25 protein-coding genes and 1 tRNA gene are annotated in these 21433 nt (G+C 36.6%); 17 read left to right on the forward strand and 9 right to left on the reverse strand.

Annotated features, from left to right (window positions below; translation table 11 throughout):
• Positions 1–17: 17 nt before the first annotated feature.
• On the reverse strand, positions 18–338 hold the full coding sequence (gene cutA / locus METBO_RS00085) for a divalent-cation tolerance protein CutA (RefSeq protein ID WP_013643622.1): 321 nt from the start codon (positions 336–338) through the stop codon (positions 18–20).
• 2 nt (positions 339–340) lie between these two features.
• The gene (locus tag METBO_RS00090) at positions 341–1174 is read right to left on the reverse strand and encodes an NAD+ synthase (RefSeq protein ID WP_013643623.1); all 834 of its coding nucleotides are present in this window, start codon (positions 1172–1174) and stop codon (positions 341–343) included.
• 212 nt (positions 1175–1386) lie between these two features.
• Here METBO_RS00090 and METBO_RS00095 point away from each other — a divergent pair, with 212 nt between their 5' ends.
• Positions 1387–2385: a TRC40/GET3/ArsA family transport-energizing ATPase gene (locus tag METBO_RS00095; protein ID WP_013643624.1), complete on the forward strand. Its 999-nt coding sequence runs from the start codon at positions 1387–1389 to the stop codon at positions 2383–2385.
• Positions 2386–2426: 41 nt separating this feature from the next.
• Positions 2427–2795, forward strand: a complete 369-nt coding sequence (locus METBO_RS00100) for a cupin domain-containing protein (RefSeq protein ID WP_013643625.1) — start codon at positions 2427–2429, stop codon at positions 2793–2795.
• A gap of 60 nt (positions 2796–2855) precedes the next feature.
• Here METBO_RS00100 and METBO_RS12910 read toward each other — a convergent pair whose 3' ends face one another.
• Together METBO_RS12910 and cbiE are read right to left on the reverse strand one after the other, a co-directional pair.
• Complete coding sequence (locus tag METBO_RS12910; RefSeq protein WP_013643626.1) at positions 2856–3242, reverse strand: DUF2115 family protein; 387 nt, start codon at positions 3240–3242, stop codon at positions 2856–2858.
• A gap of 68 nt (positions 3243–3310) precedes the next feature.
• Positions 3311–3934: a precorrin-6y C5,15-methyltransferase (decarboxylating) subunit CbiE gene (gene cbiE / locus METBO_RS00110; protein ID WP_013643627.1), complete on the reverse strand. Its 624-nt coding sequence runs from the start codon at positions 3932–3934 to the stop codon at positions 3311–3313.
• A 218-nt stretch (positions 3935–4152) separates the two neighbouring features.
• On the opposite strand from cbiE, the gene METBO_RS00115 reads away from it, so the two are divergent.
• The 7 genes from METBO_RS00115 to METBO_RS00145 all read left to right on the forward strand — a co-directional run bounded on the left by METBO_RS00115 (position 4153) and on the right by METBO_RS00145 (position 9077).
• Positions 4153–5340, forward strand: a complete 1188-nt coding sequence (locus METBO_RS00115) for a redox-regulated ATPase YchF (protein ID WP_013643628.1) — start codon at positions 4153–4155, stop codon at positions 5338–5340.
• Positions 5341–5510: 170 nt separating this feature from the next.
• Positions 5511–5813: a hypothetical protein gene (locus METBO_RS00120; RefSeq protein ID WP_394294928.1), complete on the forward strand. Its 303-nt coding sequence runs from the start codon at positions 5511–5513 to the stop codon at positions 5811–5813.
• Positions 5814–6292: 479 nt separating this feature from the next.
• Positions 6293–6577 carry an ArsR/SmtB family transcription factor gene (locus METBO_RS00125; protein ID WP_048186289.1) on the forward strand — a complete coding sequence of 95 codons (285 nt, stop codon included), beginning with the start codon at positions 6293–6295 and terminating at the stop codon, positions 6575–6577.
• A 33-nt stretch (positions 6578–6610) separates the two neighbouring features.
• Positions 6611–6970: a hypothetical protein gene (locus METBO_RS00130; RefSeq protein ID WP_013643632.1), complete on the forward strand. Its 360-nt coding sequence runs from the start codon at positions 6611–6613 to the stop codon at positions 6968–6970.
• A gap of 87 nt (positions 6971–7057) precedes the next feature.
• Positions 7058–7384, forward strand: a complete 327-nt coding sequence (locus tag METBO_RS00135) for a hypothetical protein (protein WP_013643633.1) — start codon at positions 7058–7060, stop codon at positions 7382–7384.
• A 608-nt stretch (positions 7385–7992) separates the two neighbouring features.
• The gene (locus tag METBO_RS00140) at positions 7993–8613 is read left to right on the forward strand and encodes a carboxymuconolactone decarboxylase family protein (RefSeq protein WP_013643634.1); all 621 of its coding nucleotides are present in this window, start codon (positions 7993–7995) and stop codon (positions 8611–8613) included.
• Between the two features lie 113 nt (positions 8614–8726).
• A complete protein-coding gene (locus tag METBO_RS00145) occupies positions 8727–9077 on the forward strand; it encodes a VOC family protein (protein ID WP_013643635.1) in 351 nt (116 codons plus the stop codon).
• A 63-nt stretch (positions 9078–9140) separates the two neighbouring features.
• On the opposite strand, the gene METBO_RS00150 is transcribed toward METBO_RS00145, so the two are convergent.
• Positions 9141–10358: an MFS transporter gene (locus METBO_RS00150; RefSeq protein ID WP_013643636.1), complete on the reverse strand. Its 1218-nt coding sequence runs from the start codon at positions 10356–10358 to the stop codon at positions 9141–9143.
• A 226-nt stretch (positions 10359–10584) separates the two neighbouring features.
• Here METBO_RS00150 and METBO_RS00155 point away from each other — a divergent pair, with 226 nt between their 5' ends.
• Positions 10585–10809 (forward strand): hypothetical protein, encoded by a 225-nt coding sequence (locus METBO_RS00155; RefSeq protein WP_013643637.1) that lies wholly within the window; start codon positions 10585–10587, stop codon positions 10807–10809.
• 164 nt (positions 10810–10973) lie between these two features.
• Here METBO_RS00155 and METBO_RS00160 read toward each other — a convergent pair whose 3' ends face one another.
• The 3 genes from METBO_RS00160 to sfsA form a co-directional block, all read right to left on the reverse strand.
• Positions 10974–11351: a DUF5518 domain-containing protein gene (locus tag METBO_RS00160; protein ID WP_013643638.1), complete on the reverse strand. Its 378-nt coding sequence runs from the start codon at positions 11349–11351 to the stop codon at positions 10974–10976.
• Positions 11352–11371: 20 nt separating this feature from the next.
• Positions 11372–12769: an NAD(P)/FAD-dependent oxidoreductase gene (locus METBO_RS00165; protein WP_013643639.1), complete on the reverse strand. Its 1398-nt coding sequence runs from the start codon at positions 12767–12769 to the stop codon at positions 11372–11374.
• A 245-nt stretch (positions 12770–13014) separates the two neighbouring features.
• On the reverse strand, positions 13015–13731 hold the full coding sequence (gene sfsA, locus METBO_RS00170) for a DNA/RNA nuclease SfsA (protein WP_013643640.1): 717 nt from the start codon (positions 13729–13731) through the stop codon (positions 13015–13017).
• 103 nt (positions 13732–13834) lie between these two features.
• On the opposite strand from sfsA, the gene cfbD reads away from it, so the two are divergent.
• The 7 genes from cfbD to METBO_RS00205 all read left to right on the forward strand — a co-directional run bounded on the left by cfbD (position 13835) and on the right by METBO_RS00205 (position 19682).
• On the forward strand, positions 13835–14914 hold the full coding sequence (cfbD, locus tag METBO_RS00175) for a Ni-sirohydrochlorin a,c-diamide reductive cyclase catalytic subunit (protein WP_013643641.1): 1080 nt from the start codon (positions 13835–13837) through the stop codon (positions 14912–14914).
• A gap of 172 nt (positions 14915–15086) precedes the next feature.
• Positions 15087–16094 (forward strand): sugar phosphate nucleotidyltransferase, encoded by a 1008-nt coding sequence (locus METBO_RS00180; RefSeq protein ID WP_013643642.1) that lies wholly within the window; start codon positions 15087–15089, stop codon positions 16092–16094.
• Between the two features lie 44 nt (positions 16095–16138).
• On the forward strand, positions 16139–16750 hold the full coding sequence (hisH, locus tag METBO_RS00185) for an imidazole glycerol phosphate synthase subunit HisH (RefSeq protein ID WP_013643643.1): 612 nt from the start codon (positions 16139–16141) through the stop codon (positions 16748–16750).
• 78 nt (positions 16751–16828) lie between these two features.
• Complete coding sequence (locus tag METBO_RS00190; RefSeq protein ID WP_013643644.1) at positions 16829–18193, forward strand: AIR synthase-related protein; 1365 nt, start codon at positions 16829–16831, stop codon at positions 18191–18193.
• 55 nt (positions 18194–18248) lie between these two features.
• Positions 18249–18680 carry a hypothetical protein gene (locus tag METBO_RS00195; RefSeq protein WP_013643645.1) on the forward strand — a complete coding sequence of 144 codons (432 nt, stop codon included), beginning with the start codon at positions 18249–18251 and terminating at the stop codon, positions 18678–18680.
• A 191-nt stretch (positions 18681–18871) separates the two neighbouring features.
• Positions 18872–19486, forward strand: a complete 615-nt coding sequence (locus tag METBO_RS00200; protein WP_013643646.1) for a phosphatase PAP2 family protein — start codon at positions 18872–18874, stop codon at positions 19484–19486.
• 124 nt (positions 19487–19610) lie between these two features.
• Positions 19611–19682 (forward strand) — tRNA-Arg (locus METBO_RS00205).
• Positions 19683–19738: 56 nt separating this feature from the next.
• Here the strand turns inward: METBO_RS00205 and tfrA are convergent.
• Positions 19739–21415: a fumarate reductase (CoM/CoB) subunit TfrA gene (gene tfrA, locus METBO_RS00210; protein ID WP_013643647.1), complete on the reverse strand. Its 1677-nt coding sequence runs from the start codon at positions 21413–21415 to the stop codon at positions 19739–19741.
• Positions 21416–21433: the final 18 nt, after the last annotated feature.

Below are 21433 nucleotides of genomic sequence, written 5' to 3' on the forward strand. Positions count from 1 at the left end.
TGTAAACTACAGTTCATTTAAATCACTTTATCTACTTCTGTATCCAGCCATTTAAAATATTTTTTAGAACCCCTTTTAATTGATAACTCCAGTACACATGGCGTATCATAACTGTGAATTTCTTCTACCCTCTTAATCACATTTTCCACCAGGTCACTCCGTGTTTTAATAAAAATAAGAGATTCTGAATCCTCTTCTATCTCCCCATTCCATCTGTAGATGGATTCTATGGCCGGCACTATGTTCACACAGGCAGCCAATCTTTCTTGGACCAGCACCCTTGCAATTTTTCTTGATTCGGAAATATCTGATGTTGTGACGTATATACTGGAGTACATTATTAATAACTCCCAATATCAGGTCCCGGTGTTGGAGCAGGTTCTAATTTATGTTTGGAACTTTGAACTTTGTTTTTTATCCTTAAAACTTCTTCCACTGAAATATCCAGATTTTCTGCAATTTTCTGGTCATCTAAACCTTTGTCAACCATCAAGAAAAGGAGTTTGTCCAGTGTTTCATATTTGATACCTAGTTCCTCTTCATCTGTTTGTCCATGCCATAGTCCTGCTGTTGGTGCCTTTTTAATGATGTTTTCTGGAACCCCTAATATTTGGGCAATGCTTCTTACTTCTGTCTTGTATAAATTTCCTATTGGAAGAATATCCACACCACCATCACCATACTTGGTGAAGTAGCCAATTAGAAGTTCTGTTCTGTTTCCAGTTCCCACCACCATCCTTCCAAGATCGTTGGCATGGTAGTATAGGATCATCATCCTGATTCTGGCCTTTAAATTTGCATTTGCAAGACTCCTTGACGGAGTGTTTTTGAGTTTGTTGCTCACTGAATGCATGCAGAGCTCATTGAAAGGGCTAATGAGATCATCCACAGCTATAATTTCGTATTCAATTCCCAGTTCTTCAGCCACTGTTACGGCATCGTCAATATCCTCGTAGGAAGTTGTCTCAGTCGGCATTATTATGCCTAGAATCTGCTCTTTTTCAAGTGCCCTTGCACACAAGTAGGCTGTTGTAGCAGAATCTATACCTCCGCTGAGGCCAATCACTACCCCTGCACTTCTGGACTGTGATACTTTGTCTTTGATAAATTCAGATAGTTGTTTGATGGTTTTTTCACCATCGTCCATGGGAATATCGATGCTTTTTTCTTTCATTTTTAAACCCTTGTTTACATATTTTGGTTATTTAACTCTACAATTCATTCTGTTTTTCAATCTAATATAATTTTTAAATGAATTTCTTAGTGAATGGATCATATTTTTATGGGATTGATCATGTATACTATAGAATACTTTAAAACTAACTACAACATATCTTACTACTAAAAATGTTTACTAATTTTTAGTTACAGAACTGGAGGAGTATCATGGCATTTAAAGACATTTTTAAGTTTAATAAAGGAAAAACAACATTTGTATTTATAGGTGGTAAAGGTGGAGTCGGTAAAACTACAATTTCCGCTGCTACAGCATTATGGTTTGCTAGACAGGGAAAACACACCCTTATCATCTCTACAGATCCAGCACATTCACTTTCAGATTCCTATGAAAGGAACATTGGACACAACCCAACACCAATTGCAGAAAATCTTGAAGCCCTTGAAATCGACCCAGAGATTGCTATGCAAGATTATCAGGCAAAAATGCAGGAACAACAAGCCTTAAATCCAGGTATGGATATGGGAATGATGCAAGACCAGATGGATATGGCTTCAATGGCTCCAGGTATAGATGAAGCTGCTGCATTTGACAAATTTTTACAGTACATGATGACTGACGAGTACGATATTGTTATCTTCGATACCGCTCCAACAGGCCACACACTGAGATTACTTTCAATGCCTGAAATGATGGATTCTTGGGTTGGTAAAATGATCACCATTAGGCGCCAGGTTGGAAGCATGGCCAAGGCATTTAAGAATATCATGCCGTTCATGGGAGACGAAGAGGAAGAAGATAAGGCTCTTGAAGATATGGAAGAAACCAAAAAACGGATCAAAGAAGCCAGGGGAATTATGGCTGATCCAATGAGAACAACCTTCAAAACCGTTGTTATACCTGAAGAAATGTCCATATACGAATCAGAACGTGCTATGCAGGCACTTAAAAAGTACAACATGACAACTGATGGTGTTATAGTCAACCAGATCCAGCCTGAAGAAGCTGACTGTGAATTCTGTGCTGCAAGAAGGAAGATACAGGAACAGAGGTTGAAAACCATACAGGAAAAATTCGGTCAGCAAGTTATTGCAGAAATTCCTCTACAAAAACACGAAGTTAAAGGAATGGAGCGTTTAACAGAAATTGGAGATATTCTCTACGGAGATCATCTTGACGATGGAGTTAAGGCCATTCCAATGAACTAGGGAAACCATCAAATTCCCCTATTTTTTTTTATAAAAAAACCATGCTCATCAAGGACACAAAAAGTTCAAACTACTTCAATGCAGTCGATGAAACAGTTCTAGCAGAATTGTTACACCCCAAAAACGACGGAGTCAAACTGGACTTCAGCATTGCACATGCCGTTCTAAAGCCTGGAAAATCTTCACTGCCCCATATTCTTAGGGAATCTGTTGAGGTGTACTTCGTACTGGAGGGTCAAGGTCAGATGCATATTGACCACGAGGTGGAAACTGTGGAATCAGGCCAGGCAGTTTACATTCCCCCTAAAAAGAATCAGTGGATAAAAAACACGGGAAAAGAAGATCTTAAATTTCTATGCATAGTGTCTCCACCGTGGAATGAATCTGATGAAGAGCTAAGCAGCCATTAGCACTGCAAAAATTTTATTTATAATTTTATTTTCAAGACTAACTGAGTTTACAGTTCTTATTTAAATTTCATGACAAACACAGAAGTTACAGAGTGAATGATCGTCGTTTTTAAACTGTTTTTTTCCTGTACAGTAGTAAATTCCCTTGTTTTCATATACAGTGTCTCCTCCAGAAAATATTATGCCCGGAGGATGTAATGGCCTTTTTTCTATGAATGTTAGATAGACAGATACTATCTTAATGAACTCTCTAAATTCTATGTTGTCGGGTGCGTACAATTCAAAGTAGTGATCTATGGATTCTTCAAGGGCAGTTAATTCCTTTGTGTTAATTTCTTCATCTTCTCCCGAAAAATGGGTTTCTGTTAATCTTCTAAAGTTTTCAGCGTTGTAGGAAGACATTGCCCCCTGTAATTCATCATCTATATCAGTTTTAGGTTTGATCAACGTCCTGTAGGGCTCTATTTCTGTTTTTAGTTTTAAAAGTAGTTCTGAACTTTTAATTTTTATTCACCTCAGTAAACCACCAATACACACATGTAACCAAATTTTTCAGCCAGAAGTTCCTCTAATTTGGCTTTCACAACTTTTTCATTTTCATAGGATAAATTTTCACACACAGCTACTGCCCTGTTTGGTTCTATTCCTTTTTCCATCAGATAATTCACAGTTTCATTAATGGTGGTGTTTGGCAGGATAATGGTTGGTCTACCATTTGATAGTAATGGTAAGAGACTGGATGAAAATCCCTTTCCATGCATTGTTATGATATTTGCCTCGTCCCAAGGTATTTGAAGTTTGGATGCGCAAAGTTGAATTGAACTGATTCCTGGAACAACTTCAAGGTCCAAATTTCCCTTAATTTTCTGGATGGGCTTGAGCAAACCTGAAAATCCAGGGTCACCTGTGGAGAGGAGTGCAACCTTATTATTATCAGCAGCCTTTGAAACAGCCAGTTTAAGCATTTCCCCCATATTTTGGGCGTTGAGTTCAATTTTTTCTGCCTTCATATCTGGAAATAGTTTTAAAGCCCTTTTACTGCCAATCACAATTTCTGAAGAGTTGACAACATCTTCTGCTTCCTTCGTTAAATATTTCCCTGATCCCGGGCCAATACCCACCAGATATAAATTTGACATGGTTTTATTCTCCTTAATAAATTCTCTAAAGTGTTGTTTTCCTAAAACTTGTGTCCAAACTCTTTGATATTCATCTATTTAATGGAACAGAGTTTAAAGATTTAATTTCCTAAACAACTTAGAATTTTATGCAGTTTTTAATTATATCGAAATTGTTATTTAACATGGTCCTTTAAATTAGTTTAGAGATCAGAGAACTATTATAAGGAAGGAAAAATATGCTTCAAATTGCTGTTACAGGAAAACCAAACGTTGGAAAGTCATCTTTTTTTAATTCAGCAACATTATCAGAGGTTGATGTTGCAAGTTACCCATTCACAACCATAGATGCGAACAAAGCAATTGCACACGTGGTTACAGATTGTCCATGCAAGGAACTGGAACTCACATGCAACCCCCACAACTCCAAGTGTGATGGTGGGAAAAGATTGATACCAGTAGAATTAATCGATGTTGCAGGTCTAGTTCCAGGGGCCCATGAAGGAAGAGGACTTGGGAACAAATTTTTAGACGATTTAAGACAAGCAAGAGCTTTTATTCATATCATTGATGCTTCAGGTTCAACAGATGAGGAAGGAAGACCCTGCGAACCAGGAACCCATGATCCTCTGGAAGATGTTGAATTTTTAGAGCACGAGATCACCATGTGGCTCTTCGGAATTCTAAAGAAGAACTGGAATAAAATGATCAGAAAGGTAATGTCAGAAAGACTCGACATTGCTAAAGTTCTTTCAGAACAGCTGAGCGGAACAGGAATAGCATTGGAAGATATTGCAGAAGCAAAAAAGGTGGTAGACAAGGACTACGATAAATGGGAAGATGATGACATCATCAACATGCTTCAAGACCTTCTTAGAAGGGCAAAACCAATGTTAATCGTAGCAAATAAGGCAGATTTACCTACTTCAGAGAAAAATATCAAAAGGCTCGAAGAAAAGTATGGCAGAGTCATCCCAGCATCAGCTGAATCAGAACTAGCCCTCATAAGAGCATCTGAAGCAGGTTTGATCGATTATTTCCCGGGTGATTCAAATTTTGAAGTTGTTAACCCAGAAAAACTTAATGAAAATCAGATGAAAGCCCTCAACTACATCAAAGAACATGTACTTCAAAAATATGGTAGTACAGGAGTTCAAGAAGCATTGAATGCAGCAGTGTTTGATGTGTTGGATATGATAGTTGTTTTCCCTGTTGAAGACGAACATAAAATGTCTGATCAAAAGGGCAATGTACTGCCAGATGCACTCCTAATCAAGAATGGGTCTAAACCACGGGATATGGCATATGTTGTGCACACCGATATTGGGGACAGTTTCATGCATGCAATTGATGCTAGAAGTTGCAGAAGAATTTCATCAGAATACGAAATCAAGGATGGAGATATTCTAAGCATCATATGCAGATAGGGATATTTATTATAAAATATAATATTTAACAAAAAAGTAGTACTCATATAAATCCCTTAAATTTATCATATGAAAGACGTATACAAGCACCTCATGGAAGATAGGCTGTACTTGACTCGGAAAATATTCAATCTCGATTTTACAATGCATCACATTCATACAAATAATTGGTGAGAGAATTGGCTGATATAGTAGTTATAGTATCCATCATATCCAGCATTAGTTCAATTATACTGGCAATATTTGCCATATTATTTTCCATGCGGGTTGAAGGAAGACTTAAGAAGAATTTTTTAAGGTTAAAGGATATTATGGATAACAATCATGAGAGAACTAAAGAAGTCTTGGCAAACATGGACAGTGAAGCCTACGAAATAAAAACAACAATCTATGAATCACAAAAAGAACTCAAAGAAACACTCAAAGATATCATGGATGACTGCGATATTTCTGTTAAAAAAGAAGAAGAATAGAGGGAAAATCAAGAATATTGTTGAACTACAATATATTAGTGGAACAATATGGTGAGGATATAGTTGTGTTTTGAATACCCTCGACGCATTTAAATCAAATTTAGAACTTTTTAATAGTATCTTTGGATTTTTTAGTTAGTAAAGTCAATTATAGTCCAATCAAGCCAAAAATAACACTTATTTTGCTTTTTGGGACTGAAACTTTAATGTAGAATAACTCATTAAATTTTCCATTTCTTTTCATTTTGAATAATAATAATCTTTTTTCACAACCGTACATAATTTCTTATCTCTGTTTGTTTTGTAGATCTTTCCATATTTTTGGTATTTTAATTCTATTTTTTTTACTAATCTCCAAATCTTTGAGAAATTATAAATACAATGTATCCAATTCTTCAAAAACTTTAGAACCATCCTTCTAACGTTGTGAATTTAGATAATCTCATATATTATCTATAACATAATTAATCATGATATTCATGAAGCGGGTTCTATGGTATTTGATAGCTGGAAGTAGGGGAGGAACTAATCGTGCTAGGATAATTGAAGCCCTTCATGATAGGCCTTATAATATAAATCAGCTTTCTTTAGAACTGGATTTGGATTATAAAACGATTCAACATCATATTAAAGTCTTAGAGGATCATAATATTCTTGTTAATTCCGGTGATGAGAAAAAATATGGGAAAATGATATTTTTATCAAATCGTATGGAAGAGAATTACCCCATATTCATTGAGATTCTGAGCAAAATGAAAAAATAATGAACAATTCATAATTTGTAGAGGTGATTTGAAATGCAAGTGGGAGGACAAGGATTTCATGGAGGAAACGGAACTGAAGCAGGAAAAGGATTAGGACTGCAGCTTGCAAACTCCCAAATTATAACAATTGACATCATCATAGGAATTGGGAATATATGCCTTCTAATATTTTTATTATTTATGTATTTAAGAAGTTATCGAGATTTTAAATCTAAGTTTACTTTCGGATTGGTGGCATTTGCTCTTTTGCTCTTGTTACAGAATATACTATTTACTGGATTTTTACTAACATATCAGGGATTTAGAGGTCCGGGTATGGGCGCTCCAATTTTCTTTTTAAATATAATAGAATTTTTCGCACTTTCTATCCTAATCGGGGTAACTTGGGAGTAATCTGGTACTAATCTGGGTAAAAACTCGGAATATTCATTTATATACTGCCGGACAATCTCTAGTCACCCAAGAGATGGAGGTGAAAATGTGAAAAAAGCAGCTTTAATTTGTGCAATGGTACTAATAGTCAGTATTGTACCGGCATTTGCATTGAATCAAACATCAACTAACACAACAGCTCAAGTTCAGAATCATTCAGGAACTTGTGATCAAACCCAAGCACACAGCCATGACAAAAACCAGAACGGTCAGAAAAATTGCACAACCACTAAGTGTACAACGAGTGACGGAGACCAACACAAGTACCAGTATGGTTTAAAAAATACTGCTAACACCAGTACAGATAACCATTACAAATACCAGAACGGTCAGAAAAACGGTGCCTCCGGAGCTACCTGTAGCCAAAACACCTAACTGTACTAAATAATATCAAAAAATTAAATAGAGAATTGTCTCTATTTAATCCCTTTTTTTGAAGTATCCCCCTTTAAACATTTTTTTAATGTTTGAGCAATATCAATAAATTTTTTAAAAATTTTAAAATTTAAATAAAAGCTCATGAGGAGTTAATAATTGGATTAACATTTTTTATTATCCGCAGGAGCAGGTTTCGAGTTCCTATTACCTATGGAATTTGGTTTGTTCACTAATCACAACTACTCTATGAACATGTTGAACTGGGCATAAGTCTATTCCTGGTCACATTATTCCACTTCCAGAACTACCGGAAATCCTCCCTACCATGTTTGTACAAATAACGAGGTCAAAAAACATGAAGAATAAGATAAGCTCTGCTTTATCAAAGGAAAAATTAAATGTTATTTAAGGAAAAATTTCATCCAAAATAAAATGGACATCCCACTGATAATTTTATTATTTATTAATCTAAAATAAAAGATAAGAGACAAAAATATATTATGTAAATTGAACCGCTTTAAATCGTGCAATGACGAATTAGCTCTAAATATTAATGATTAATCCAATAATTTTCATATAAATTCTAATTTTGAAGGAAATAAGTCATGAATATCAAAGAAAAACACAAAATCAGAAATATTGAGCCGGAATTTGGCAAAAACCTATACTCAGTCCGAGAATCTTACTGGATTTTTTACAAAGGAATTCGAACGATGAAATATATGTTTGAAGCTAAACGAAAAAAAGAACTAAGTCCAAAATTTATAGAAAGGATAATGCTTGCAGTGACTGAAGTGAATGGATGTGAAATATGTTCTTATGCACACACAAAAAGGGCTCTTGAGAGTGGAATGAGTAATGAAGAAATCAAAAATATGCTTTCTGGAATTATTGATGATGTACCTACTAATGAAGTTGCAGCCGTCCTCTTTGCGCAACATTATGCAGACACGAGAGGAAACCCTACTAGTGAATCGTGGCAACGCATAGTAGATATCTATGGAATATCCAAAGCAAACGGCATCCTCGGTTCCATTCGTTCCATAATGATCGGAAACGCTTATGGTATTGCTTGGAGTTCATTTTTTAATCGACTTAGATCTAGACCCGATCAAAGAAGCAGTTTACTATATGAGGTAAGCATGATGTTAGGGATAATCTTAACACCAATTTCTATTATTCACGCATTAATCTCTGATTTATTTAGAATACCCATCATTAATTAAACCTCTTCATAAATACTATTTCATTTAAGAAAAAAAATAAATTGGGTGATGTTTTGTCGTTAAATGAGGAGTCATGTGCATCAGGTAAAAGACTCTTTTAAGGAGGAATCACTGTGAAAATTAAATACACTACTATGATTGTCAAGGATATGGATGAATCTGTGAGTTTCTATAGGGACGTGATTGGATTTGAAGTGGATAGCCAGCACAATCCCGCCCCAGACATAGTGATAACCTTACTTAAAGGCGAAGGGGACACCATGATTGAACTGATAAAGGATCCTCAACACGATATTGGACTTTATTCCATAGGCATGGATGTTGAAGATGTTGAAGCCATAGTTGAAGAATTGATATCTAAGGGAGCTAATATTACCATGGATCCTGTGCCAATAACAGTTGGTAAACTGGCTTTCATGGAGGATCCAAATGGTGTGAAAATTGCTCTGATCCAACATCACTGAATTATCAAATTCATATTTATTCTTATATCAACCCATAACCATAATAGGTTAAATTAAGCCTATTCAAATCCCCTGTTTGTTTTTTGGTAGCAAAAATGTTAATCCCATAGTTATCAAGGATAGAACTGCCAGAATTATAAATATCGGCTGAAAACTTCCAGTAATATCTAATATTTGTCCGGCCATGCTGGGCCCAATAACAGCCCCCAAATAACCAATGGATATAACAACTCCCCCCGCAACTCCTGAATGTTTTTTTGGCATTATCTCAACTGGTAAACTGAGTAATGTATTGAAACGGAGTATGTTGATTATTCCAGCAACTATCATTATTATGAGTATGGAAAATCCTGCTGCAGGCATTATCCAAAGTGCAAGAAATGTAAATATCAAACTTGGAACCAGTATTAGAAGTTTTTTCGACACATTAATTCTTGAATATAATGCAGGTACCAGTATCACAGTTGGAATACCCACCCACAGCATGATAGATGTTAACAGACCGCTGACGTTCATACTGATTCCCTTTTCTAGTAGGTAGGTGGGAATCCATCCAGACCAAGTGTAGAAGAATATGTTGTGGAGTAGAAGTATGATTGCCAGAAGCCACAATGTTTTATTTTTTAGGACCTCAATGAGCCCCATGGATCCAGTATCAGATTCGGGTTCATGGTCTGTGCAGGGAGGTTCATCAACGATTATCCACCAAAGAATCGTGGTTAAAATCAGTGGCAAAGCCCATATATAAAAAACATCCTGATAACTGTTTGTAAAAGAGTATATTATTGGTACTGTAATGGCAAGGGCCAACCCAATACCTGCTAAAACTCCAAATCCATTGACAAATCCCATGACAGAACTAGTTTGTTCCACAGAACTGCATGATCTTGCTAACTTCGGCAAATTTGCAAATGTGAGTCCCATACCTATTCCAAAGATTACTGAAAATAAGAGGAGGGAGGAATAGTCTGGAGCAGTACCCCTGAGTACGGCACCAATACAAGCCACAATTGCACCAATTCCCATTGTTTTTTTAAGCCCTATTCTGTCTGCGGTTATACCTGCAGGTATTGCAACCAACGCAATCATGAGTATTGGAGCAGTGAAGAGCAAACTTGTCTGAAAATGCGAAATATGTAAATTTGCTGCGAGTACTGTTTCCATGGCCGGCGTAATGAATAGATATGCCCATATAAAAAAATTTAGAACAATTGCTATGGATAAAGTCTTCCAGGGCAGTTTAAGACTGTTTTTATCAAAATTTGTGCTCAGTTTATGCATCTCCAAATATTTAATGAATTCTCGCTAAATTCCATCTGAATAAGAATGTCCTTGTAGGTTTATAAAAAATTTAAGTGGTATAACAGGTTAACATCGACATTTTTCCAAAATCAAATTCCTTAACAATTAATAATTCATACTTGCATATACTATGTTGCCAGTGCGATCCAACTAAATTATTAAGTATGAAAGAAAGAATATTAATCAAAACTAAGGGGAAATAATTATGGCAGAAAAAACTGAATTAAGACAAAAAGTTATAGGAATTGGTTTTGAAGATGATTTAATAGTTAAATCTCAAAGAGGTCGAACATACAGTGTTAAATTAGCTGAAGACCTTGAAATTGACACAGAAGCCCTATTCAGTAAAGATACTGAAGAAGAAGTGTGGGCAACCATTGATACTGGTGCAAATCCATGGGTAGTTCTCGAGGTTGAGATCACAGGTTAATGGTAGAGTTAAATTAACTAAAGTATTAATATCCTCCAGGATATTTTAAACCTCTCATTTTTTTTATCACGATTGAATTATATAATTTTCCTTAATTTTCGTCATAATTCCGCTTAAAAAGCACCATATTATTATTAATTCTTTAAATCATTTAAAATAATAATTTAATTCTTGAGTGCCACTCCCACAACTCCACCAATCAATCCCAAAATAAAGCTTAGGAGTACGGTTACCTGAAGTATAACGTAGGATATCAGAATTAAATTGTTCCCTGTTAAACTTTCTAATGCTGCATTCCAAGTTCCAAGCCATATAAAAAGCAGTGCCAGAATCAGACCGCCAATCAATCCGGAAATTGCTCCAACAACTGCTCCATCCTTCCAATCAATTCCATTGTAATCTTCGTATCCTTTACTGAGGTATGATACCAAGAATCCTCCTGTAAAAGGCCCTATGAAAGCTAATGGTAAGTATATTATGGTTATAATGCCTGTTAAAATTGCATTCACACATGCTCCCAATCCAAGCAGCTTCCAGTTCATTTCATCTACCTTTAGTTTTCTTAATTGCTTTTTACTGTTTTTAGATAATTTTCAAGGATATTTCTTGCTGCCACTATTCCTGTTGCTGCAGCACCTACTATTCCCCTTGAAACACCTGCCCCATCTCCAGCAGCATAAAGCCTGTCAACTCTTGTTTTTAAGTTTTTATCTAGCTCTAATCTCATTGCATAGAGTTTTATTTCAGGAGCGTAAATTAGGGTTGAATCAGATGCCACTCCCGGAATAACGTTGTTTAAAGATTCTAGCCCCTCAATAATATCTACGACAACTCTGTGGGGTAGAGCCATTGCAATATCACCAGGAGTCACACTTTTTAGCGTTGGTGTGACGTTACTTCGCTCCAACCTCCTCCAAGTGGATCTTCTGCCCTTCCTAAGGTCTCCAAGTCTTTGTATAAGGGGTTTACCTCCACCCAATGTGTTTGCAAGGTTTGCAATGGAAGAGGCATATTCTGATGTATTTTCTACAGGCTCTGTTAGTTCAACTCTTACTAGAAAAGCGAAGTTCGTGTTCTCAGAAATTTTATTTATCATTGAATGACCATTCACACCAACAAAGTCATCATATACCTCTTCAACAACAAAACCCTTGTTACAGACACAAAATGTCCTCACAAAATCATCGTAGGTTTTAGTGATGATATGAAATTTAGGGTCCCAGTTTATCTTTGTTAACTCATCCATCACTATTTGGGGAATTTCAACACGTACTCCAAGATCCACTGGGTTGTGTCTAACTGGAATTTCAAGTTTTTGAGCTTGGGAATACAACCATTTAGCACCTACCCTTCCAGGAGCAGCGAGAACATAATGGGTTTTGAAGGTAAATTCTCCATCCTTATTTTTAAGTAAAGCACCTCTTAACTCTCCATCTGCAATTATGTCAATTACTTCGGTATCTAGCAAAAACTCAACACCTTTATTCTCCAATTCTTTTTTGATGGAATTTATGATAGGTGGTGTTTTGTCGGATCCCATGTGTCTTTGAACTATGGGGATGAAATTTATTCCATTTGCAGCTGCTTGTTTCATAATTGGGGCTATTTTGTCAGCTTCAGGTGCAAATAGTTCCTTGGAAGCACCATGTTTTAGGAATAATTCATCTATTTGCCTTACAATTTTCCAAGCTTCATCTGTGTCCACAAATTCTTCAAGATCACCCCCAATATCGGGTTTGAGATTCAGTTTACCATCTGAAAGTCCACCTGCACCCCCTAGTCCCCCAGTTATATTACAAGGATAACATTTTCTGCATTTTCCATCTTCAAGGGCTCTACAAATCCTATGATCTAGACCCCTTCCTTTATCCACAACAACAACCTTCATGTTGTCTGCCAGTTCATTTGCAGCGAAAATACCCGCAGGACCTGCACCAATAATTATAACATCATAATCCATTCAAATCCTCCCCAGTTTCCATTTCTATGGGATATATTTGTATGGAAAACATCATAAAATTTGTTATTAAGTAATATAATTTTTCAGAGAGAGACGTGCATTGCAAGTGTATAATTAAAGAAAAAATTGAATCCAGAATAACCCCAAAATTTAGGCCCAATTATTCCAAGAGAATAATTTTAATCATAAAAATGGAAAATTCAACTAGATCACCACATAATCACAAATTAGATTAGTTAAAAGATTTAATTGTCTAAAACTATTGGCACTCGTTTAAATGGCCTGATCTCAAGGATATTGTTTTTATAAATGTTTTGAAAGGAATATGCAATGATTTTAACCCTATTTTCATCTGCATTCTTAAGAGATGCAGCAAAATCTGGATCCATGGGTGTGTTTGGAGTGAATTCTTCTGCGTCGTCACGAATTATTAGGAACAGTACTGCAGCTTCATATCCATTTTTAGTTGATTTTGAAAGTTCGTCAAGATGTTTTTTACCCCTTAAAGTTGGTGCATCTGGAAATTTTGCCAAGCCCTCTTCAACCAAGGTACAGCCTTTCACCTCCAATAGCATCGGGATGGATGTGGCTGCCTTTAAAAGAAAGTCTATTCTACTATTTCCATAGCTGAACTCTCTCCTATCTATTGAATAATCATTTATATCCCTAATCAGACCAGATTTTATGAGTTCGGAAGCTAGATCACTATGAAAACCTGAATTTATGAGTATCCATCTGTTGTTATTATGAACTGCTATCACATCATATCCAGTTTTTCTGTTTGGGTTGGTTGCCTTCCTAAGGAGGAGTTTGATGTTAGGAGTTAAAAGTTCTGTTAATCTTCCTGGATCTCTCAAATGTGCCATTTCAACGGTTTTATCTGCTGAATTTAGTTTAAAATGAACTAGAAATCTGTTTGGTCTTTCAACAAATATGCCTTCGAATATATTTTCTATCTTCATAATCCTCACTACTAAATTTTCAGTTAGTTTCTGAATGGGGTTAATGTTATATCTATAACACAATTCATTATAGTTTATAGATCAAGTTCATCGAGGTGATAAATTGCATCCAAGACCGAGCCCTATAGCAGCGTCTTTATACACATTACGCGATATGAATGCCGATGTAATTGTTTTACACGGCCCACATGGTTGTTGTTTTCGAACAGGTAGATTGCTTGAAAATGACGGAGTCCGAGTTGTAACGACTTCCATGTCTGAGAATGATTTCATTTTTGGAGCTTCAGAAAAACTCGAAGAAGTTCTGCTTAAAGTAGAAGAACTTTTTAATCCAAAGTTGGTTGGAGTTGTTGGAACCTGTGTAAGCATGATCATAGGCGAAGATATGAAAGAAGCAGTTAAAAATGCAGGCATAAATGCCCAAGTAGTTACAGTAGAATCCCATGGAGGTTTGGGAGAAGGTGATAACACCGAAGGGGCCATTGCTGTGCTGGATGCTGCTTCAAACCAAGGCATCATATCTCGAGATGAAATGGAAAGACAGACGAAAATGCTTAAGAAAGCAACAGAGATCGAAAAAACCAGGGGAATGGCACAGGGAAGTTACATCAAACCATCCTACGGAGACAATAAGGTTAAAGTTGCAAATATTATTTTAAATGCATTTAAATCCAACAAAAAAATTGCATTTATTCTAAACTCCAAGAAAGAAACATCTTATCTCTTTGCAGATATCCTGAATATTCCATTCAGAGAATATTTTCCAGAAAATGAGTACACTGTGATTGCCAACTTAGATGAAAATGTGGGTTTACCAAGAATAAGGGGACATGCATCAAACATAACAAAAGAACTCCTAGAAAGTGGAACAACCGTGAAACATATCACAGGAGGGTTGGACGAGTATCCTGTGACTGGAATAAAGGCAGAACAAATTTTGAATGAAGGTAATTTTGATTTAGTTGTTGTTTTGGGTGTGCCCCATGCATTTCCTGTTGAGAAAGTTAATTCTGTGACAGTGGCTGTTACAGATGGTCCTAGACTTGTTGAACCATTAAAAAGCCTTGGATATGATTATGTAGTAACTGAACTAGATGCTCATTCCAAGACACTTGGAACTGATAAAATTGTTCCGTCGGATCTAGGAGATAGTTTAAGGGGATTGATGGAAATTCAAGATTGATCAGCACTCAAATGAAATATCAAACGAAACAAAAAACGTTTGGCTTGTACTAAACAGAATAAAGTTTGTATAGGCAAATCATTAATTGAAATGAATTTTTATATACAATCGTCACAATAGTATAGCCATATCAAAAAAAATTAAGATCATTTGTATTATGTAAGGTGATAATATGACAAGAACAGTTGGAATGATACTCTGCGGAGGCTTCGGAAAGAGGTTAAGGCCATTAACTGAAACAGTTCCCAAACCACTCATAGAAATTAAAGACAATTACACCATCCTAGACAAACAACTCTTCGACTTCAAAAATGCAGGTGTTGATAAAGTACTGCTTTTAACTGGTTTTCTCAGTGAAAAAATTCGAGAAAGATATGGAGACGAATATAAAGGAGTTAAAATTGAATACATAGTTGAAGATGAACCGCTCGGAACATTAAATGCTATTAAACTAGGTATGGAAAGCCTCGAAGATAATGAACAGTGCATAATTAGGAATGGAGATGTCGTGGCGGATCTGAACATTAAAAAAATGATTGAACAAGGGGAAAAATCTGACTATCCACTGTCCATCTTCATAACTCAAATGGTATCACCATACGGAATTGTGGAGATCAGTGGCGACAGGCTAGTATCCTTCAAAGAAAAACCTGTTCTTGATTATTACATCAACGGAGGAGTTTACTTCTCCAACGGACACATTGACTTTGGAAGTTTTGAAGTGGGAGACATAGAAAAAACAGTGTTCCCAATGCTTGCAAAGGATAATAAATTAGGTTATTACAAAGAAAACGGCCTTTTCTGGATGGCAATAGACACCTCCAAAGAACTTGAAGCCATAAAGAAGGAATATGAAAACCGTGAAGACAAACCATGGGGATATGAAAAGATCTTAATAAACACCGATAAGTACCTGACCAAGGAGCTTTTCATAAGGGAAGGCTACCAAACATCCTTCCACTACCATTCAAAGAAGGATGAAACCATGTACATAGTCAGTGGTGCAGGTTACATAGAATTTAACGACAGGAAAGACTACTTCGGAAAAAATGACACCATAAGGATAGAACCAGAGGAAGAACATTCCATAGTTGCAACAGAAAACACTGTCCTACACGAAGTTTCAACACCACATCTCAACGACACAATAAGAGTTAAAGATTATTACAAAGCAAGATAAACATTTTAATCTTTAAAAATTCATATTTTTTTAGGAATAAAACCATGATAACCATTATTGACTATGGATCTGGAAATTTAAAAAGTATTAAAAATGGTTTTTCCAAAATTGGCACCAGTACCCATATTTCTTCTTCAATAAATGAAATTAAAGATGCTGATGCACTTGTTCTGCCTGGTGTTGGGGCTTTTGGTAATGCAATGGAAGGAGTTGCAAGCTACCAGGAAGCCATCCATGACCATATACACGATGGAAAACCCTTTTTAGGTATCTGTTTAGGGCTTCAGATCCTTTTTACCAGAAGCGAAGAAAGCCCAGACACTACAGGACTTGATGTTGTTGAAGGAAGTGTTCTGCATTTTCCAGATTCAATCAAGGAATCTGGATTAAAAATTCCCCAAATGGGATGGAATCAACTGCAAATTCGTGGCGAATGTCCAATTCTAAAGGGTATAGGATCGGATTTCATGTACTTTGTACATTCCTATTATGTTGCTCCCGATGATCCTGATGTTGTTGTTGCTACGGTGGACTATGGAATTGACGTGCCTGCAGTAATTTGTAAGGATAATGTCTATGCAACACAGTTCCATCCTGAAAAAAGTGGGGATAAAGGACTTAAGATACTGAAAAATTTTGTTGAATTGGTAGAATAAATATTTTAATAATATTATTTTTGATATTTGTATGAAAAATTTTATTAAAAATTAACTAAATATAAAAAGGTGTGGCATGTGGATATCGAAGGATTCGTGAGAAGATCAATTAAAGAGGAAGATGAGGAAACTGTCCAGAAAAATTTGGTAAAAAAAATATTAGAGTTTAAGGATCTGGATAACGACAAAGCAGAAAAAATGGCATCTGCCGTCATTGAAGAGGTTAAAAATACCCTGACTATTGATTCCTATCCCGACGAATTCATGAGGGATCTGATAAACTACACCCAATCCAGCGTATCCATGGGAGATATTGGAGTTGGATCCCGTGGTGCTGGTGATTTCTTTGTGCACCGTAAAATTGCCGAAATAGTTTCAAGTGCAAAAACAAGCTCTTACATAAACCCATCAGCACAAGATGATGGTGGTGTGGTTAAATCAACTGTGGATAGTAAAGATGTTTACATAACAACAGCAGTAGATGGTATTCATTCCAGACTGAGTGAATACCCATTTCTTGGTGGTTTCCATGTTGCAAGGGCCACACTTCGAGATGTCTGTGTTATGGGCTCAAATCCCATAGCTATGCTGAGTGATCTGCACCTTGCAGACGATGGAGATGTGGGAAAATTGTTCGACTTCACAGCAGGTGTCTGTGCAGTTTCCGAACTTGTAGATGTTCCCCTGGTTGCTGGAAGCACCCTTAGGGTTGGTGGAGACATGGTTTTAGGAGACAGACTTGTCAGTGCTGTTGGTGCAGTTGGAATTTCAGAGTATGCACCAACCGCCAGGAAAAGAGCAGAATCGGGTGATGTTATTCTTCTTACAGAAGGGTCTGGTGGAGGAACAATATCAACAACAGCCATTTACCATGGTATGTTTGATGTTGTCCAAGAAACCATGGACATCAGTTTTATAAAGGCTTCTGAAGCAATATTTAATGCCGGGCTCCTTCCAGAAGTTCATGCAATGACAGATGTGACCAACGGCGGTTTAAGAGGAGATGCCCACGAAATCAGTCAAACTACCGGTCTAGGGCTGAGTTTTTCCGAGGAAAAGATCCGAGAAATGGTCAATCCAAAGGTTTTAGATATGCTTGAAAAACTAGAAATTGATCCACTGGGAGTTTCTGTTGATTCATTAATGATCATAGCTCCTGAAGATCTGGCAACAAGGGTTAAGAATGTAGTTTCAAGTGCAGGTGTGAAAATTAATGAAATTGGAGTGGTAGATAACTCTGGAATTTCTAAATTAATCAAGGAAGATGGAAGGGAAGAAGAGTTAAAACCCTTGTTTAGGGAAGCTGCCTACACTAAGATAAAAAAAATCGTTGGAGATATTGAACCTGAAGATTTTGATGAGATGAAGGACAAAGTCCAAAGGGCTGCCATTGAATCCATCAAAAAGAAGGACAAAGTTGTGAAGGCCATCCAAGAAAAATAAGCATCAAAAATATCCACATCTGAAAATTTAATTATTCACCATTGGGGTTGATAATATGATTAAAAAAGAGGAATGTGGAATATTTTTGTGTTACGATGCATTACTTGCCCTTCTACCGATTATAATTATTTTAGCTGCTGTTACAAATATCCAGATAGATCCTTCAGGTTCCAATCTTGAATTGGTCCTGTTTCATCAGGCACAGGATACTCTCGATTTAATGTCTATCAGTGCTAATCCATTGGAACCATCAACTCTAGAACAGATTTCCTCTTCAATTTCAGACAATAAACTAGAATCTGCCCATAAAATTGGCAACAACTGGCTTAAAAACAGGGTAGAAAACAGGAAATATCGTTTGGTAGAAGTAAATCAAAGGAATGGACAGGAAATATGTTCATCTCCAGGCATTGACAACACCAAAATCGTTGCTGTGGCTGTTAAATCTTATAAAGGCCATGTGTATAAGCTATATCTCGGATTATGACATGATAATAAACGACGGTATAATTGATTTTATCATGATATCATCACAGTGATATTGTAAATAACAGTGTATTGGATTTTTAATAATTCATAGGCCATAACTATTTACAATATCTATTTATTACTGATTCACCAATGTTTAATAGATTTGAATTGTTATTTTAGATCGGTATTAGTTGCTAGGGTTAAATCATGGATAATATTCAGAATAATCATCCATCAGAGTTGGAAACAGCGAAGTTCATTTCGATGGTGGCCCATCCTCCTGTTATTTCAATACCCACATTTATTATTTTAAATTACTTTCTTGCGGGTCCGGATCAGTTTATTGTTCCTACCATTATCAGCATAATATTTGGGGCTTTAATACCCATTTCAACGTCATTAATTCTTATTAAAAAAATGCACACCGATCTAGACATAACAGACCGCACCAAAAGAACTGTGCCACTAATTTTTGCGATTTGTTCTTATTTGCTCGGATTTTTAATGTTGTTATGGTATGGTGCACCCGACATTGTATCTGTGCTCATGTTGATATACGGTACAAACACCCTGCTAATTCTCATAATAAATTTCTACTGGAAGATCAGCATTCATGCCATGGGAATTGCAGGTCCAACAGCGGCATTCATATTTACTTTTGGCCCTTTAGGAATCATAGTAGGGTTAATAATACCTCTTGTAATGTGGAGCAGGTTAAAACTTAAGAAACACACCCCTTCCCAAGTTATTGCTGGTTCTTTGCTTGGGCTTTTGTCGACATGGATCCAATTGAGTTACCTAGTTCCATTAATTCATCCCTGATAATGAGTTAAATAAATTCATTTCAAGGTGAAACCTTAAATACATAAAAAGTTAAATTGTTCTATGTTGCTTGATCCTATTTTTTAAATTTGGATAAAAAAAAAATTTAGAAATTGTGAATTAAGCCCTGGTAGTGTAGCGGATATCACGTAGGATTGCGGATCCTATTACCCGGGTTCAAGTCCCGGTCAGGGCATAAAAATATAAAAACAGAGGTTAACCCATTTATCTGTTGATAATTGGGTTTTAACTTCATAATTTACATGTATTACAGCCCATACCCCTTCTTATGTAGCTGAAATCTTTATTTTTGTTCATTACAATGCTTCTGTTCCATCTCTCATCCCTATCTGGATAATCTTCCCTATATTGTGATCCTCTACTCTCACGGCGGATTAAAGCAGATTGAATAACGAGTGATGCTACCTCAAGCATGTTTTGAATTTCAATAGCGTCAAGGAGGTCTTTGCTGTAACCCGAATCTTTTGATACTTTCATGTCCGGAAGTTTATTTTGAATCTCTTCAATCCTTGCAAGGGCCAATTTTAAACCCTCCTCATTCCTTATGATCGCCACATTCTCCCACATGATCTCCATCAATTCTGCCTTGAGTTCGTGGGGACGTACATTTCCCCCTTTAAACAAACCAGCGATCCTTTCTTCTTCTAGTTCAACTGAAGCTTCGTTGGATTTCTGTTCTTTTTCAACGGCATTTTTTGCTGCTGATTCTCCTGCACGCCTACCAAATACTTGAGTCTCTGCCAGGGCATTTCCTCCCAGTCTGTTTGCTCCGTGAACACCACCTGCAACTTCTCCTGCAGCGTATAGATTTTTTATGGTGGTTTCACATTCTGGATTAATTTTAACTCCCCCCATGAAATGGTGAGCTGTTGGAGCAACTTCCATGGCTTGGTTTCTTATGTCAACACCCACGTCAAGAAATTGTAACAGCATGGTTTCAAGTTTTTCTTCAATTAGCTTGGGATCAAGATGGCTCACATCAAGGTAAACTCCGCCATTTTCTGTTCCCCTTCCCTCTCTGATTTCGTTGTAAATAGCTCTTGCAACAACATCCCTGGTGGCAAGTTCTCCCCTTTCATCGTAATTCGTCATGAATCGTTCCATGTTGACATTGAAGAGTTTTCCACCTTCTCCTCGAACCGCTTCAGTTACCAGAACGCCCCTTCTAGATTCAGGGTACAACATTCCAGTAGGATGGAATTGTACCTCTTCCATATCTATCATGTCTGCACCGGCAACGTAAGCAAGAGTGTACCCATCTCCTGTTTTTTGTACAGCATTCGATGTTACAGGGTAAAGCCATCCAGCACCGCCACTTGCAAGGATAACAGATTTAGATTTAAATATCATGAACTTTGAATCCTTTAAGGAGATTCCACATGCTCCGATTACTCCTTCATTCTTTTCATCCATGATCAAAGAAGTTATTGCAACTTCATCCACAGTATTTATATGTTGCCGAATAACCTCCTCCTTCAAAGCCATCATCATCTCATGTCCAGTTCTATCTCCTTGAAAACAAGTTCTTCTGAAGCTCTGGCCACCAAATGGGCGTTGATTTAGTTTTCCAGATTCTTGTCTGTCAAATATTGCCCCATAGGATTCTAATTCTATCAATCTGTCCTTAGATTCGTTGACTAAAATTTGAACCAGTTTCTTATCATTTAGATCTGCCCCACCCTTGATTGTATCAGCTAAATGTGATTCCACACTGTCTTCTAAATCAACATATCCAAATGCGGCATTGTAACCGCCTTCAGCAAGGGTTGTACATCCTGATTTAAAAGATAAACCTTTAGAAACTATGGTAACGTTCAAATTATGTTTTTTTGCTTCAATAGCTGCCCGGCATCCTGCTCCGCCCGAACCAATTACGAGTACGTCACATTCATGTATCGATCTTTCCATAATATGGAATTATTCATA

The sequence above is a fragment of the Methanobacterium lacus genome (assembly GCF_000191585.1).
GTDB classification, from domain to species: Archaea; Methanobacteriota; Methanobacteria; order Methanobacteriales; family Methanobacteriaceae; genus Methanobacterium_B; species Methanobacterium_B lacus.

What these genes read in the sequence shown, in the direction of transcription:
- cutA (WP_013643622.1), bottom strand. Translation starts at nt 338, where the DNA reads ATGTACTCCAGTATATACGTCACAACATCAGATATTTCCGAATCAAGA.
- METBO_RS00090 (WP_013643623.1), bottom strand. Translation starts at nt 1,174, where the DNA reads ATGAAAGAAAAAAGCATCGATATTCCCATGGACGATGGTGAAAAAACC.
- METBO_RS00095 (WP_013643624.1), top strand. Translation starts at nt 1,387, where the DNA reads ATGGCATTTAAAGACATTTTTAAGTTTAATAAAGGAAAAACAACATTT.
- METBO_RS00100 (WP_013643625.1), top strand. Translation starts at nt 2,427, where the DNA reads ATGCTCATCAAGGACACAAAAAGTTCAAACTACTTCAATGCAGTCGAT.
- cbiE (WP_013643627.1), bottom strand. Translation starts at nt 3,934, where the DNA reads ATGTCAAATTTATATCTGGTGGGTATTGGCCCGGGATCAGGGAAATAT.
- METBO_RS00115 (WP_013643628.1), top strand. Translation starts at nt 4,153, where the DNA reads ATGCTTCAAATTGCTGTTACAGGAAAACCAAACGTTGGAAAGTCATCT.
- METBO_RS00125 (WP_048186289.1), top strand. Translation starts at nt 6,293, where the DNA reads ATGAAGCGGGTTCTATGGTATTTGATAGCTGGAAGTAGGGGAGGAACT.
- METBO_RS00130 (WP_013643632.1), top strand. Translation starts at nt 6,611, where the DNA reads ATGCAAGTGGGAGGACAAGGATTTCATGGAGGAAACGGAACTGAAGCA.
- METBO_RS00140 (WP_013643634.1), top strand. Translation starts at nt 7,993, where the DNA reads ATGAATATCAAAGAAAAACACAAAATCAGAAATATTGAGCCGGAATTT.
- METBO_RS00150 (WP_013643636.1), bottom strand. Translation starts at nt 10,358, where the DNA reads ATGCATAAACTGAGCACAAATTTTGATAAAAACAGTCTTAAACTGCCC.
- METBO_RS00155 (WP_013643637.1), top strand. Translation starts at nt 10,585, where the DNA reads ATGGCAGAAAAAACTGAATTAAGACAAAAAGTTATAGGAATTGGTTTT.
- METBO_RS00160 (WP_013643638.1), bottom strand. Translation starts at nt 11,351, where the DNA reads ATGAACTGGAAGCTGCTTGGATTGGGAGCATGTGTGAATGCAATTTTA.
- METBO_RS00165 (WP_013643639.1), bottom strand. Translation starts at nt 12,769, where the DNA reads ATGGATTATGATGTTATAATTATTGGTGCAGGTCCTGCGGGTATTTTC.
- sfsA (WP_013643640.1), bottom strand. Translation starts at nt 13,731, where the DNA reads ATGAAGATAGAAAATATATTCGAAGGCATATTTGTTGAAAGACCAAAC.
- METBO_RS00180 (WP_013643642.1), top strand. Translation starts at nt 15,087, where the DNA reads ATGACAAGAACAGTTGGAATGATACTCTGCGGAGGCTTCGGAAAGAGG.
- hisH (WP_013643643.1), top strand. Translation starts at nt 16,139, where the DNA reads ATGATAACCATTATTGACTATGGATCTGGAAATTTAAAAAGTATTAAA.
- METBO_RS00195 (WP_013643645.1), top strand. Translation starts at nt 18,249, where the DNA reads ATGATTAAAAAAGAGGAATGTGGAATATTTTTGTGTTACGATGCATTA.
- METBO_RS00200 (WP_013643646.1), top strand. Translation starts at nt 18,872, where the DNA reads ATGGATAATATTCAGAATAATCATCCATCAGAGTTGGAAACAGCGAAG.
- tfrA (WP_013643647.1), bottom strand. Translation starts at nt 21,415, where the DNA reads ATGGAAAGATCGATACATGAATGTGACGTACTCGTAATTGGTTCGGGC.